We start from the raw sequence: 14,171 nt of genomic DNA, 5'->3' as shown, positions 1-14,171 counted from the left end.
CGATGATTGAGCCGGGAGTTCTTGGTGGACTCAGGGCACGAGGAGGACGCGGCCGAGTTGGGAGCGGCTCTCCATGATCCGATGCGCCTCGGCTGCCTTGTCGAGCGGAAGCCGGGCGTGCAGCCTGGCGCGTAGTCTTCCCTCGACCGCGTGCCGTGTGACCTGGTCCATGTCCTCGCGTGCTTGTTTCGGTGCGGCGGCGCGCCAAGCGATCAGCGAGAACCCGGCTACCGATCTCATCGCGAAGAGGCTGGTCAGCGGGATGTCGGTTGCCTCGCCGCCGGCCGCTCCGTAGACGACGGCCCGGCCGAACGGTGCCAGGAGGTCGAGGCTGCGCAGCAGGATACGGCCGCCGACGGAGTCCAGGACGACGTCGACTCCTTCTGGTGCGGCCTCGCGCACCCGTTCGGGCCAGTCCTTCGCGGAGTAGTCGACGGCCACGTCGGCGCCGAGCGTGCGGGTGAAGTCCAGCTTGGCGGGGGAGCCTGCTGCGGCGATCACGGTGCCGGCGCCGGCGATCTTGGCGAGTTGCACGGCCAGGTGGCCGATGCCTCCCGCGGCGGCGTGAATGAGCACGGTCTCGCCGGGCGACAGTCGGGCGGCGCGCAACGTGCCCAGCGCCACGGGGGCGCCCATCGGCAGCATGCTCGCGGTGGCGTCGTCGATCCCCTCTGGCACGGGCGCGAGCCATTCGGCGTCGGCGAGGACGTGGTCGGCGAAGGCGTCCTCGGCCAGCGCGGCGACCCGTCGGCCGGTGAGGCCGGGGTCGACGCCGGGCCCCACCGCGTCGACCGTGCCGACCACGTCGCCGGTGAGCACGGCGGGCAGGTCGCGCCGGTAGATCCCGCCGATCTCCGGCCCCTGGCGGAACTTCACGTCGACGAAGTTGGCGCCGATCGCCTCGGCGCGGATGCGTACCTGACCCGGGCCCGGGCTGGGGATCTCCACCTCTTCCATGGTGAGCACTTCGGGTCCGCCATAGGTGTGGTAGCGGATTCGGCGCATGCCGTCCTCCTGAATCGAAGATAAAGTGGACCTGTGGTCAAGTTCGGTGCGAGCGTACTTGACCGCTGGTCCAGTTGTCGACGGGAAAGAGGAGCCGATGATCGAGGAGCGTCGCGAACGCGCTGATGCGGCACGCAACCGTCGCGCCATCCTGCGGGCGACCGAGGAACTTCTCGGCCGGCACCGGCCCGAGCAGATCTCCATGGAACAGGTCGCCGCCGCGGCCGGGGTCGGTAAGGGCACGGTGTTCCATCGTTTCGGCAGCCGGATGGGGCTGATGGTCGCGCTGATGCAGGAGCGGGCCCACGCCCTGGAGGAGGCCGTAGCGAGCGCACCTCCGCCACTGGGGCCCGGCGCCCCGCCCGAGGAGCGGCTGACGGCCTTCCTGGACGCGATCGTCGACGTCGTCGGCCGAAACAAGGGACTTCTCGCGGCGCTCGGCCACGCCGCCACGGCGTCGTCCAGGCCGGAGTGGAAGGAGCAGAGCGAGCATCGGGATGGAGGCGGTGACCGCGCTCCGGACTCTCGGGACGACCATCCCGTCTACCGTTTCTGGCACGACCACACCAGCGCACTGATCGCCGCGCGGCGCCCCGACCTGGATGGAGAGCTGCTGGCGCACATCCTGCTGGGCAGCCTTCACAGCGAACCGGTCCTGCGGCTGCTGGAGCGCGGAGAGGCGCCGCGGCTGGCCGCATCGCTGCGCGTCATGGCCGCCGGGATGCTCGCGGCCCCTGCCCCCTCCTGAGGCGAACCGGCCGAGAAGCCATACGTCTCCCCGATCGCTACCGCGCGGCATATGCCACGTTTAGCCTGTCGCGACAGGGACTGGCCACTTACCGGGAAAGGCTCAGTGCCCGCCGGGAAAGCAGCGGTCAGGTGAACCGGCGGGGAAGCCCCGTTTTCGCCATGGTCTCCGTACCCTCGCCGGAAGCAGAATGAAGGATCATTCCGCACTCCGCAGTAGGGGCCGGTGGTCGGCGCGAGGTGACAGCGCGGCGGGACCGTACTTCGATGACCGACCGCCTGTCCAGGACAGGTCTCCGGCTCACCGGGAAAGGCGATCCGCTGTGCTCTCTACCGTGTCCACAGGCAGAACGGGTGCCCGGCGGGATCGAGATAGACCCGCACGTCGTCCTGGGGCTGATACTCGGCGAGGGTCGCCCCCGCGGCGACCGCGTGCGCTCCGGCGGCGTCGAGATCGTCCACCTCGATGTCCAGGTGCGTCATCATCTGCTGATCGCCGGGGCCGGCGGGCCAGGTCGGCCTGACGTAGGCCGCCTCGGTCTGGAACGACAGCCCCGGTCCGCCGCCGGGCGCGCGGAGCGTCACCCAGTCGGGCTCGTCCTGCTCCACCTTCCAGCCGAACAGCTGATGGTAGAAGTCCGCCAGCGCGTGAGGGTCGGGTGCGTCAAGCACCGTGGCTGTCAGCGTCATCCGTGGTCTCTGGCGCATATCGCCTCCTGCGGTGTTCTTGGCAGAGCTCATTCTTCTCACAGATCGGCCGTGGTCGCGAGCCCCTGCGCCGGCCTTCCCGGTCGACGCCGTCCCGCCGCGGAGGCGAGCCGGGAGCCCCCGAACCCGCGGAGCAGAGGGACACCGCCCGGGGATCGTTCACAGCCCCGGACGTCTGCCCTCGGACGTCCGAACCTCAGCGCCTGAACCTCAGCCGCCACGGCATCAGCGCCGACTCCAGTTGCACCCGCAGGCTCATCTTCGAACTGCCCGCCCGGCGGTCGGAGAAGTGAATGGGAATCTCGATGATCGTCATCCCCGCCCTGGTCGCCCGGTAGTGCATCTCCACCTGGAAGCTGTAGCCACCCGAGGAGATCCCGCCGAGGTCCAGCGCCGCGAGGCTTTCGGCCCGCCAGATCTTGAACCCGGCGGTCACGTCCCGCAACCTGATGCGCAGGATGGTGCGGACGTAGAAGTTCGCCCACGCGGACAGGGCCCGCCGCCGCCGGCTCCACTCGGCGGCCAGCGTCCCGCCCGGGACGTACCGGCTGCCGATCACGCACGCCGCCCCCGTCGCCTCCGCGGTCCCGAGCAGCCGCGGAACGGCGTCAACGGGATGGGAGAAGTCGGCGTCCATCTGCACCACGAACTCCGCTCCGGCCGAGAGCGCGGTCTCCATGCCTTCGATGTAAGCGCGTCCGAGCCCTTCTCTGACCTGCCGGTGCACCACGCTGACCCGGCCGGGATGCGCGGCGGCCAGCCCGTCGGCCACCTTCCCCGTGCCGTCCGGGGAATTGTCGTCGACGACCAGGAGCCGAAGGCCGTCAAGCGGCAACGCGAGCAGGGCCTCCGCGATCAGCGGAAGGTTGTCCACCTCGTTGAACGTCGGGATCACGACGGTGACGATGGCCATGTTCGGGGTCAGGGCCTTCCGGGATCGATGGTCGGATGTTCTTGTCGCGGGACTGCGAGGCGTTCCCGCCCGGTTGATCTCGAATACCGGAAGTCACCAAGGGCACCCCATGCTAGCGGCCGGGAGAACACCGATGCCGGGGGCTCCCGCCGCCGACCGCCCGAAGAAGAGGGGCCCCTCACCGAGGCGGGTGTGGTCCGTGCTGAAACCACATCCGTGCGCTCCTGACGCCGGAGCTCACCGCGGCTGCTCGCGCCTCAACTTGCGGCGTTCGAGGCCGTTGGGGTGGCGGATGACGACCCCCGCCGCGCCGCCGGTGCCGGTGAGACGGATCAGGGGTGTGCCCGGGAGCCGGTCGGAAGTGGTCCTGTCCTTCAGACCGCCCATGCCCGGATCCACTTCGCCGGTATCCGCGGTCCAGCCGTCGGGGATGACGATGACAACACCGGCCATCTGGCCGTGTACTTCGATCTCGACCTCGGGTAGACGGCAGTCGGTCCGGGTGAAATCGAGCTTGACGCCCGCCATGCCGCCGTACGCGGTGATTTTCGCGGGGACCTGCCAGCGCCCGACGCGCGCCACGCCGTGGAGGCCGCCCTTCAGGACCAGCGGTTTCCCGGCGTTCGGCGGAACTTCGGACGGCAGGTCGGCGGTGAGGGGTTTCAGGTCGGCGTAGGTCCTGGCGGTCAGCGCCTGCTCCAGCCTCTCATCCAGCTCGGTGAGATCGATGCGGCCCTCGGCCGCCGCCTTGCTCAGCAGCTCCACCACCGCTTCGCGGTCGGCATGGGAGACGCGCAGCTCGCCGCGGTGGGAGGGGTCCGGGGACTCAGCGGTCATGTAGTCGATGATACGGAGACACGGGGATATGTGCGGCTGCGCCGAAAATGCGAACTGAACGGCAGGATCACGGGCTCGCTTGACACGATTAAGACGACCGGTCATATTGAAGACGGAGCAGTGCCCGGCCGTGCCGGATCGACACGACCGGTCATATCGACAACAAAGAGATGCGAGAGCCTGAAATGAGCGAACTGAGAGATCGTGTGATCGCCGTACACGGTGGCCTGGACCGGTGGAATGAGCTCACGTCCGTCAGGGCGCACCTTGTCAACAGCGGCGCGCTCTGGGCGATGAAGGGGCAGGAGGGCGTCATCGGGGACGCGACGGTGCGCGTCGACCTCCACCGCCAGTTCGCCAGTCACTTCCCGTTCGGCCGACCGGGGCTGCGCAGCGCCTTCACCGCGGATCGCGTCGCCATCGAAAGCGATACGGGGGAAGTGGTCGAGGAGCGGCTCGATCCCCGGGACGCGTTCGCCGGCCACACCGTCGAGACGCCGTGGGACAGGCTGCACCTGGCCTACTTCGCCGGATACGCGATGTGGACCTACCTGACCGCGCCGTTCTCGTTCGCGGATCCGGGGTTCCGGACCGAAGAGCTGTCGCCCTGGCAGGAGGACGGTCAGACCTGGCGCCGGCTGAAGGTGACCTACCCCGGCCACATCGCGACCCACAGCAAGGAACAGACCTACTACATCGACGCCGACGGGCTCATCAGGCGGCACAACTACGTCTCCGAAGTGATCGGTTCCACCGGTCCGGCGGCGCACTACTCCTCGGAGCACAAGGAGTTCGACGGGATCGTCGTCCCGACCAGGCGCCGGGTCCACCTGATCGGCGAGGACGGCAACGTGATGCCGGAACCGCTGGTCGTGTCCATCGACCTCGACGACATCGTGTTCGAGTGACGACCGGGCGACGGCGTGTCCACCGCCGGCTCACGAGGTTGCCGGCTTTCGCTCAACGGCCTTCGCTCAACGGCGTGAGGACGGCGGCTTTCGCTCAACGGCCTTCGCTCAACGGCGTGAGGACGGGGGCGCACCGGACGGGGCCGGGCGACGGCGGGCACGGTGTCGTCGGACGGGGTGGCTCCGCCGGGTGACTCGCTCCCGGCTGGAGACGCCGGGGGGACTTTCGCCGCCGTCGTAGGGTGTCGTAGGCAACGCCGTCTCTTGTTTCGGGGCCTCGATGAGTGCGAACGCGCAGCCGAACGATGCCCGCCTGACATGGCAGGGGATACGCCACTATCTGAACGGTCATCGTCACGATCTCGCCCGTATCGCCGACCGGCTCTACCCCGACCACGAGCGGGTGGGGTCGACGCCTCTGCTGACCCGCGACGACTGGCGGCTGAGCGAGCCGCTCGCACTCGATCGCATCGCGCTGAAATGGACCGACTCCGCTCCTCCGCCGGCCGTGACGGGCGATGAGCGGGAGGTCCGGCCGGCCCTCCTGGAGGGCAGCACCACCTATGCCGCGACCATGATGAACCACGGCAGGCCCGGCCTGTTCGAGAACCGCCCGTGCTACCGGTTGCTCGACGTGGGATGGCCGGGGCTGAGTTTCACCCGCGGGTCCTACTTCGACGGTGTCAACGTCGGAGAGGCCGTGGCGCACGAGCTGGCGACGACCCGCCTGTCGCAGGCCGACGGGCTTCCCTTCCGGTCCCTCATCGGGGATCCCACCGACCTGAGCAGACGGGCCGCCCTGCCCGCCGTGTCGATGCTGACCCTGCGCCGCGACGGTCGTACGGGTGAGATGACGTTTGTCCTCCACTGGCGCGACCCGGCGCGGGTCGCGCACGGAGGCGGGCTCTACCAGGTCATGCCGGTGGGAATCTTCCAGCCGGTGAGCGAGGCGACCGAGGTGGAGGATTTCGACCTCTGGAAGTGTGTCGTGCGGGAGTACGGCGAGGAGTTTCTCGGCCGCTCCGAGCTGTACGACGAAGCGTTCACCTACGACTCCTGGCCTTTCTACCAGCGGCTGGAGCAGGCCCGCGCCGATGGCCGGCTCCGGTCGTTCGCGCTCGGGCTGGGGGTCGATCCGCTGACGTTCGCGACGGACCTCCTGGCCGTGACGGTGATCGAGGCGGAGACGTTCGACACGATCCTCGGAGACATCGTGGAGAACAACGAGGAGGGACGGGTGGTCGGGGCCACGGGCATCCCTTTCCGCGCCGACCAGGTGGCCCGTTACGTTCACGACGAGCCGATGCAGGCGGCCGGGGCGGCCGTGCTGGAGCTCGCCTGGAAACACCGGCAGGCGCTCGCGCCGTAATCCCGAAGCCGTCACCCGAGATCTCGGCGTCGGCTCGGTGCCACGAAGAGTTCACCGGACCTTTGGCGATCTTTGCCTTTATTTGACTCGGTTTGACTGTGATCCTGACTGGTGTCCGTCCCCGCGTTCCCCCCTCGCATGGAGGCCTCGTGCATACCCTGCAACGCCCCCGATCTCTCTGGCTGGCACGGCTCATCGTCATGCTCGCCGCCATCACGTCCCTGACCGGTGTGGTCGGCATCACCCCCGCCAACGCCTCGGTCATCAACTCCTGCACCATCTCCCGGTGCGCCGACGCGCGCTCGGCCAACTCGACCTGGGCTTCCAAGGGCTATCCCACCACCGCCGGTTGGTACACCTGGTCGGGCGGCAAGTACAACTACACTGGCGGACGCTTCCAGAACCGCGAGGGTCAGCTTCCCAGCGGGGGCACCTACTACGAGTACGACGTGTACTCCCGGACGCGCGGTGCCGCACGTGACGCGTACCGGATCGTCGTCAACCGCAGCACCGGCGTGACCTGGTTCTCGCCGAACCACTACCTCGACTTCTACAGGCTCTAGGAACTCCCATGGCATCCGCCGCACGCCCGCTGCCGCAATGGCTGACGGTGTCCACCAGCCCCGCACCGGCGGTCGTCGACGGACGCGCATGCAAGACTCGCGCCGCCTTCTTCGAGGAGGTGGCGCGGGTTCTGCGCCTCCCCGGCTACTTCGGCCGCAACTGGGACGCACTCGCCGACTCCCTGCGTGATACGACCGCCACCGGGAACGTCACCCTGATCGTGGAGCACGCCGAGGAACTGCTCGGCGCCGAGCCCCCCGAACAGTTCGCCACCCTGCTGAGCGTCCTGGCGGGCGCGGCCGACGCCGGGCTGACCGTGACGCTGCGCACCGACCCCGGCCACGAAGCCCCGCTCCGCCTGCGGGTCGCCACCGCCCTGGTCTGATCGGCGGCACGGGCTCGGCTGACAGGCGGGCCTGGCGAGGCGGTGTCCTCCGGGTCGTTCAGGGGGGTGACTGCGAGCCGGATGCTTCCGGCCTCCGTCTCACGGCGAGACGGCTTTCCCCGTCTGTCGCGCGGAAGGACGTCGACCGTCGGCGTCCGAGGGGTGATTCGCCGCCTGCCGTGCCCAGGGTGTCGGCGCTCCGGGCGAAGAATGAATCAGATCTGGGCGAATCCGCCGTCGATCTGCAGATCGACCCCGTTGATGAAGCCGGCGTCCTTTGAGGCGAGGAATGCGACCGCGGCGGCGACTTCTTCGGCCCGGGCGTTTCGGCCGAGGGGGATCCGGGCGGCGAGAACGGCGAAGAGCCCGTCAACGTCCCCGTCGCCCGCGAGGTCGGCCAGCCCCGGCGTCTCCGTCGACCCGGGGCTCACGACGTTGACCCGGATCTTCCTGCCGCTGAGCTCCTCGAGCCAGCTGCGCGCGAGATTGCGGGTCGCGGCCTTCGTCGCCGCGTAGACGCTGCGACCGGGTCCGCCCTTGGACGCGTCGACGGACGCGTTCAGGATGATCGATCCGCCGTCGGTGAAGAGGGGCAGCGCCTTCTGGACCGTGAAGATCAATCCCTTGATGTTGATGTTCAGAATGCGATCGACGGCCTCTTCGGTCAGGTTGCCGAGCGCCTCCGGCGCTACGACCGCGGCGTTCGCGAACAGGATGTCCACCCTGCCCCTCTCTTCGGCGACGCGGGCGTAGAGACGGTCGAGGTCGTCCAGCCGGGAGACGTCGGCCCGCACGGCGAGGGTGTCCCCGCCCAGTACGGCGACAGCCTTGTCGAGTTCTGCCTGGCGCCGACCCGCGATGACCACGGATGCACCTTCCGCGACGAATCGGATAGCGGTTGCCAGTCCGATGCCGGTGCCGCCACCGGTGATGACCGCGACCCGATCGTCGAGCAAACCGGACATAGTGCACTCCTTCTCCTATTTTGGACAAATATGACCGGTCGTTTTGGTGTTGTCAAACGGTCTCCGGCACTCCCGGCGGGAGCTAAGCTCCCATCCGTTGTAACCCGACTACGGGTGATCTGTGGCGACACACCGCAGTAGAACCTGCTTCCGCCGACACTCACCGCTTAATCTGCAGAAATAGGATCACGCGGAGATCAACTCGTACACCACTCCGCTGGATGTGACCCTTCTAAGGAGTCCGAATCATGGCTGATCAGACACCCGTGAGCGCAACCGCCGCCGGCACGATCGACATCGGTGGCGATCTCACGGTCAACCGCCTTGGCTACGGTGCCATGCGGATCACCGGGGATGGGATCTGGGGCGAGCCCGCCGACCGTGACGAAGCCAAAGCGGTGCTTCGCAAGGCCGTTGAGCTCGGCGTCAACTTCATCGACACCGCTGACTCCTACGGCCCTCATGTCAGCGAGATACTGATCGCCGAGGCGCTGTATCCGTATCCCGAGGACCTGGTGATCGCGACCAAGGGCGGACTGGAGCGGACCGGGCCGGGGCAGTGGCCCGTCAACGGCCGGCCCGAGCACCTGAAGGAGGTCTGCGAGGCTAGCCTGCGGCGGTTGAAGCTGGAGCAGATCCCGCTCTACCAGCTCCACCGCCCCGACCCCGCGGTGCCCTACGAAGAATCCGTGGGCGCCTTGGTCGAGCTCAAGGAGCAGGGCAAGATCCGCCACATCGGGCTCTCCAACGTGACCGAGGAGCAGCTGCGGAAGGCTCAGCGCCTGACGCCGGTCGTATCGATCCAGAACCGCTACAACCTCGGCGATCGAGTCTCGGAGTCGCTGATCGACCTGTGCGAGCAGGAGAGCATGGTCTTCCTGCCCTGGGCGCCGCTGCAGGACCTGGACCACAGCCAGACGGTGCAGCAGGTGGCCGAGCGTCACAATGCCACGCCCCGGCAGATCGTGCTCGCCTGGTTGCTGGCCCGTTCCCCCTCCATCCTCCCCATCCCCGGCACCGGCTCGGTCGCACACCTCGAAACCAACATCGCCCCGGCCGGCATCACCCTGAGCCCCGATGAGGTCGAGGCGCTCAGCAAGACCACCGCCTGACAATCGGCTCACCCACCGCGCGCGGAGCGCTCGGACCCCGCATCGATCCGGCGCCGGCTCACCGTAAGGAGAGCCGGCGCCGGATCTGTGAGCGGCGCCGCCCTCACCCGCCCGCGGCGGCCATGGTCCTCGCCTCATCGGTCGTTCCGCGTATATTCCGGATCTTGTTCTCGGCGGCGTGTCACGCCGGACGCGTGCCTCCATGGAAGGGCCCGGCAGGCCCCGAGATCTACGTCACACCAGGTCAGCGCCCTGCCGAAGACTGCTGACCCTTCCCGGTCCGCCCAAAGCTTTGCCTTGCTTCGGGACGTTATTGCCAGATATCGCGGTTCTTTTACTTGTATAGGAGGTGAGTTCGGAGGAGCGGACGTTGAACTGGTACCCATCATCGTTTCGGGCGCGGAGGACTTTGGCGACCGGCGTTGTCACGGCGCTGGTGTGCATCGGGGTCAGTCTGCTCTTCCTCATGTTCGCGGGCGGTAAGGAGGCCGACCACTCCCAGGCTCTGGCGACCGGGACCTGGAACCGGGTGGTGCCCCTCATCAGGCAGGGCCCCCTCCCGTCGGTGCTGCGGGACGGCAAGGGCGTGGCGATTCAGGTCCTGGACGCACACGACCAGGTGGTTTCGGCGACCCGGCAACTCGTCGGCAAGCCGCCGATGGCCACCTTCCGTTCGACCAGCGAGGACGTGCGCGCCGCACGGGTGCTGTGCCCTCCGGCCGGGCTGAAGGGCTGCATGACCGTCGTCTCGTACAAGGTCTATCAGCTGGACGGGGTCTGGCTGCTCTACCTGGCTGTTCCGCTGGTTCCCTGGTACGGGGACTCCACGGCGCTGTTCCTGGCGATCGGCGTGTCCCTGCTGGTGATCACGATGATGACCGCCTGGACGTTCCGTGATCTCACCAAGGCCCTGCTGCCGGTGAACGCCATCCGGAAGGAACTGGCGGAGATCACCGCCACCGGCCTCCACCGCCGGGTCCCGGTGCCCGGGAAGTACGAAGAGATCAAATGCCTGGCCGAAACGGTGAACGACACCCTGGACCGCCTTGAGGGCGCCTACCAGCAGCTACGACGCTTCACCTCGGACGCCTCCCACGACCTGCGCAGCCCGATCACCGCCATGCGGGCTCAGCTGGAGGAGGCGCTCATGTATCCGCGGGACACCGACTGGCCGAAGATGACCGAGGCGGTCCTCACCGGGGTCGAGCGGCTTCAGGCGATCGTGACCGACCTGCTGGCCCTCGCCCGGCTGGACGCGGGCGCCCCCCTTCTGCGCGATGCGACCGATCTGGGCCGGCTGGTCGGCGCCGAGCTGTCCCGCCGAACCTACCGGGTGAAGATCGTCAAGGACCTGGGGCGGAACGTCTTCATCTGCTGTGACCGGCTGCGGATCACCCGGGTGCTGGTCAACCTGCTCGACAACGCCGAACGCCACGCCACCTCGCAGATCACCGTCAGCGTACGAGCCGACGGGCAGACGGCGATCCTGGAGGTCGTCGACGACGGCGCCGGAATCGCCGTCGAACACCGGGAGATGGTCTTCGACCGCTTCACCCGGCTGGACGCCTCACGCGACCGGGACGCGGGAGGGACCGGTCTGGGGCTGGCGATCGCCCGGGAGATCGCCGAAGCACACGACGGCACCTTGACCATCGAGGACAGCGAACGAGGAGCGCGCTTCGTCCTGCGCCTTCCCGTATGCGATCCCCCGCCGGCCGCCGACCCGGACGGTTCCTCTGAGACACGATCTCCGAGCGCGGGCGCCGACGACGAGGAGAATCGTCCGGGACCACCCGCACGGGGGAGCTGGACGATTTCGAACGCGCGCGGGGGCAGGGCCTCGTAGTCTGTGCCGGCGGACTCGATGATCTCGACGTCAAGGCGGTCGTGTGCCCGCGGGACGCCTGGCGGCCGGGCCTTCGCCCGGGGACACCCGGCTGCACCGAGGACCGGGGGACGGCCTCCTTCGCCCCGTAGGGCAAGGGCGTGGAGACGCTCCGTGAGCGCCCTGGGCCGGACCGGTCCGGAAGATCTCATCCTGGAACGATCAAACGTACGGCGCGTGCGGGTGCTGTGGCGGAAAGGGAGAGGTCTCCCGATAGCCTTAGCACGACGATGCCACTGCCCTAATGGGTGGTGGCATCGTCGCGCCCGAATGGGCGGCGTTCGCCATCTCCGTGCTCGCCGTGTTCTTCACCTGGCGGGGCGTGAGACGAGGCCGATGTCACGTTCTGGGGACCGTGCCCGCGATGCCGGTCGGCCGCACGGGCACGCTCACCGGCTCGGCCCCTGCCCGATCATGACCCTCTCGACGTCGCGCCGGAGGCGGACGATGCCGAGATCGGTCGGACCGGGGACGCCCGGGTCGGCCCGCGCGGGCCGACCCGGACATCATGATCAGACGAGGTCGAACCGGTCGAGGTTCATCACCTTGTCCCACGCCGCGACGAAGTCCTTCACGAACTTCTCCTTCGCGTCATCGCTCGCGTAGACCTCCGCGAGCGCACGCAGCTCGGAGTTCGAGCCGAAGACGAGGTCGGCGCGGGTGCCGGCCCACTTGACCTCGCCCGTGGCGGCGTCGCGACCCTCGAACGTGCTCGCGTCCTCGGACGTCGCCTTCCACGTCGTGCCCACGTCGAGCAGGTTGACGAAGAAGTCGTTGGTCAGAGACCCGGGGGTCGTGGTGAAGACGCCGAGCGGCGACTGCTGGTAGTTCGCGCCCAGGACGCGGAGGCCGCCGACGAGGACCGTCAGCTCGGGGGCGCTCAGGGTCAGCAGGTTCGCCCGGTCGATCAGCAGATATTCGGCCGGCAGCCGGCTGCCCTTCCCGAGGTAGTTGCGGAACCCGTCGACGGACGGCTCGAGCGGGGCGAACGACTCCACGTCGGTCTGCTCCTGCGACGCGTCCGCGCGGCCCGGGGTGAAGGGGACCTTGACGTCGACGCCGGCGTCCTTGGCGGCCTGCTCGACGGCCGCGCCACCGGCGAGCACGATCAGGTCGGCGATCGAGATCTGCTTGCCGCCGTTCTGAGCGGCGTTGAAGGACTGCTGGATTCCCTCAAGGGTGCGCAGCACCGTCGCCAGCTGGTCGGGCTCGTTGACCTCCCACCCGCTCTGCGGCTCGAGGCGGATGCGGGCACCGTTGGCGCCGCCGCGCTTGTCTCCGCCGCGGAAGGACGAGGCCGATGCCCACGCGGTGGACACGAGCTGGGACACCGACAGACCCGAGGCGAGGATCTGGCCCTTGAGGGAGGCGATGTCCTCGGCGTCGACGAGCTCGTGCGTCACCGCGGGGATGGGGTCCTGCCACAGCAGCGTCTCGGTCGGGACCTCCGGGCCGAGGTAACGCACGACCGGGCCCAGGTCGCGGTGGGTCAGCTTGAACCACGCCCGGGCGAAGGCGTCCGCGAACTCGTCGGGGTTCTCGTAGAAGCGCCGCGAGATCTGCTCGTAGACCGGGTCGACGCGGAGCGCGAGGTCGGCCGTCAGCATCGTCGGGGCGTGGCGCTTCGACGGGTCGTGGGCGTCCGGCACGGTGCCCGCTCCGGCGCCGTCCTTCGGCCGCCACTGGTTCGCGCCGGCGGGGCTCTGGAACAGCTCCCACTCGTAGCCGAAGAGGTTCTCGAAGAAGCCGTTGCTCCACTTCACCGGGGTGCTCGTCCAGATGCCCTCGAGGCCGCTGGTGATCGTGTCGCCGCCCTTGCCGGTGCCGTGGGTGTTCTTCCAGCCGAGGCCCTGCTGCTCGATCGAGGCGGCCTCGGGATCGTCGCCGACGCTGTCCGCCGGGCCCGCGCCGTGGGTCTTGCCGAAGGTGTGACCGCCCGCGATCAGGGCGACCGTCTCCTCGTCGTTCATCGCCATCCGGCGGAACGTCTCACGGATGTCGCGAGCCGAGCCGAGCGGGTCCGGGTTGCCGTTCGGGCCCTCCGGGTTGACGTAGATGAGGCCCATCTGGACAGCGGCGAGGGGGTTCTCGAGCTCACGGTCGCCGGTGTAGCGCTCGTCGTCGAGCCAGGTGGACTCGGGGCCCCAGTAGACCTCCTCCTCGGGCTCCCAGACGTCCGCACGGCCGCCGGCGTAGCCGAAGGTCTTGAAACCCATCGACTCCAGGGCGACGTTGCCGGTGAGGATCATGAGGTCGGCCCACGAGAGCTTCTGGCCGTACTTCTTCTTGACCGGCCACAGCAGGCGGCGGGCCTTGTCCAGGTTTCCGTTGTCCGGCCAGCTGTTGAGGGGGGCGAAGCGCTGCTGGCCGGCCCCGGCGCCGCCACGGCCGTCACTGATGCGGTAGGTGCCCGCGCTGTGCCATGCCATCCGGACCATGAGCGGGCCGTAGTTGCCGAAGTCGGCCGGCCACCAGTCCTGCGAGGTCGTCAGCACCTCCGCGATGTCCCGCTTCACGGCCGCGAGGTCGAGGGAGTTGAACGCCTCGGCGTAGTCGAACTCCTCGCCGAGGGGGTTGGCCACGGCGGGGTTCTTGGCGAGGATCTTCAGGTTGAGCCGCTCCGGCCACCACTGGCGGTTTCCGCCACCCTGGGTCGGGTGCGGGACGCGCTCGTGCGCGACCGGGCAGCCGCCTCCGTCCTCCGCCTTCGCGTCTACGACGATTGCATCATGGTTCTCAGACATGGAAATCCTTCTGGATCAAGGGGATCATG

Annotated in this window: 13 protein-coding genes; 7 read left to right on the top strand and 6 right to left on the bottom strand. The window is 68.7% G+C overall.

The window, feature by feature from the left end:
• Positions 1 to 30 precede the first annotated feature (30 nt).
• The gene (locus DKM19_RS36255) at positions 31 to 1,005 is read right to left on the bottom strand and encodes a zinc-binding dehydrogenase (RefSeq protein WP_110702088.1); all 975 of its coding nucleotides are present in this window, start codon (positions 1,003 to 1,005) and stop codon (positions 31 to 33) included.
• A gap of 97 nt (positions 1,006 to 1,102) precedes the next feature.
• Between DKM19_RS36255 and DKM19_RS36250 the strand changes: the two genes are divergently transcribed.
• A complete protein-coding gene (locus DKM19_RS36250) occupies positions 1,103 to 1,753 on the top strand; it encodes a TetR/AcrR family transcriptional regulator (protein WP_110702086.1) in 651 nt (216 codons plus the stop codon).
• Between the two features lie 329 nt (positions 1,754 to 2,082).
• On the opposite strand, the gene DKM19_RS36245 is transcribed toward DKM19_RS36250, so the two are convergent.
• The 3 genes from DKM19_RS36245 to DKM19_RS36235 form a co-directional block, all read right to left on the bottom strand.
• Entirely contained in the window at positions 2,083 to 2,460 is a 378-nt protein-coding gene (locus tag DKM19_RS36245; RefSeq protein ID WP_110702084.1) for a VOC family protein, read from the bottom strand.
• A gap of 196 nt (positions 2,461 to 2,656) precedes the next feature.
• A complete protein-coding gene (locus DKM19_RS36240) occupies positions 2,657 to 3,373 on the bottom strand; it encodes a polyprenol monophosphomannose synthase (RefSeq protein ID WP_089205772.1) in 717 nt (238 codons plus the stop codon).
• A gap of 237 nt (positions 3,374 to 3,610) precedes the next feature.
• A complete protein-coding gene (locus DKM19_RS36235; protein ID WP_110702082.1) occupies positions 3,611 to 4,210 on the bottom strand; it encodes a DUF1707 domain-containing protein in 600 nt (199 codons plus the stop codon).
• A 185-nt stretch (positions 4,211 to 4,395) separates the two neighbouring features.
• Between DKM19_RS36235 and DKM19_RS36230 the strand changes: the two genes are divergently transcribed.
• From DKM19_RS36230 to DKM19_RS36215, 4 genes are all read left to right on the top strand, one after another.
• Entirely contained in the window at positions 4,396 to 5,118 is a 723-nt protein-coding gene (locus tag DKM19_RS36230) for a hypothetical protein (protein ID WP_110702080.1), read from the top strand.
• Between the two features lie 280 nt (positions 5,119 to 5,398).
• Positions 5,399 to 6,487, top strand: a complete 1,089-nt coding sequence (locus DKM19_RS36225) for a transcriptional regulator (RefSeq protein ID WP_110702078.1) — start codon at positions 5,399 to 5,401, stop codon at positions 6,485 to 6,487.
• A gap of 149 nt (positions 6,488 to 6,636) precedes the next feature.
• A complete protein-coding gene (locus DKM19_RS36220) occupies positions 6,637 to 7,050 on the top strand; it encodes a ribonuclease domain-containing protein (protein WP_204358389.1) in 414 nt (137 codons plus the stop codon).
• An 8-nt stretch (positions 7,051 to 7,058) separates the two neighbouring features.
• Positions 7,059 to 7,436, top strand: a complete 378-nt coding sequence (locus DKM19_RS36215) for a barstar family protein (RefSeq protein WP_110702076.1) — start codon at positions 7,059 to 7,061, stop codon at positions 7,434 to 7,436.
• Positions 7,437 to 7,651: 215 nt separating this feature from the next.
• On the opposite strand, the gene DKM19_RS36210 is transcribed toward DKM19_RS36215, so the two are convergent.
• The gene (locus tag DKM19_RS36210; protein ID WP_110702074.1) at positions 7,652 to 8,401 is read right to left on the bottom strand and encodes an SDR family oxidoreductase; all 750 of its coding nucleotides are present in this window, start codon (positions 8,399 to 8,401) and stop codon (positions 7,652 to 7,654) included.
• Positions 8,402 to 8,649: 248 nt separating this feature from the next.
• Between DKM19_RS36210 and DKM19_RS36205 the strand changes: the two genes are divergently transcribed.
• Both DKM19_RS36205 and DKM19_RS36200 read left to right on the top strand, forming a co-directional pair.
• Positions 8,650 to 9,513, top strand: coding sequence for an aldo/keto reductase (locus DKM19_RS36205; RefSeq protein ID WP_110702072.1), 864 nt, complete (start codon positions 8,650 to 8,652; stop codon positions 9,511 to 9,513).
• A gap of 409 nt (positions 9,514 to 9,922) precedes the next feature.
• Complete coding sequence (locus tag DKM19_RS36200; protein WP_239513769.1) at positions 9,923 to 11,359, top strand: cell wall metabolism sensor histidine kinase WalK; 1,437 nt, start codon at positions 9,923 to 9,925, stop codon at positions 11,357 to 11,359.
• Positions 11,360 to 11,910: 551 nt separating this feature from the next.
• Here the strand turns inward: DKM19_RS36200 and katG are convergent.
• The gene (gene katG, locus DKM19_RS36195) at positions 11,911 to 14,142 is read right to left on the bottom strand and encodes a catalase/peroxidase HPI (RefSeq protein ID WP_110702070.1); all 2,232 of its coding nucleotides are present in this window, start codon (positions 14,140 to 14,142) and stop codon (positions 11,911 to 11,913) included.
• Between the last annotated feature and the right edge of the window lie 29 nt (positions 14,143 to 14,171).

The organism is Streptosporangium sp. 'caverna' (assembly GCF_003203775.1).
Taxonomy (GTDB): domain Bacteria; phylum Actinomycetota; class Actinomycetes; order Streptosporangiales; family Streptosporangiaceae; genus Streptosporangium; species Streptosporangium subroseum.
The sequence above is the reverse complement of the archived record's forward strand: the minus strand, read 5'-3'. Positions and strand labels throughout refer to the sequence as shown.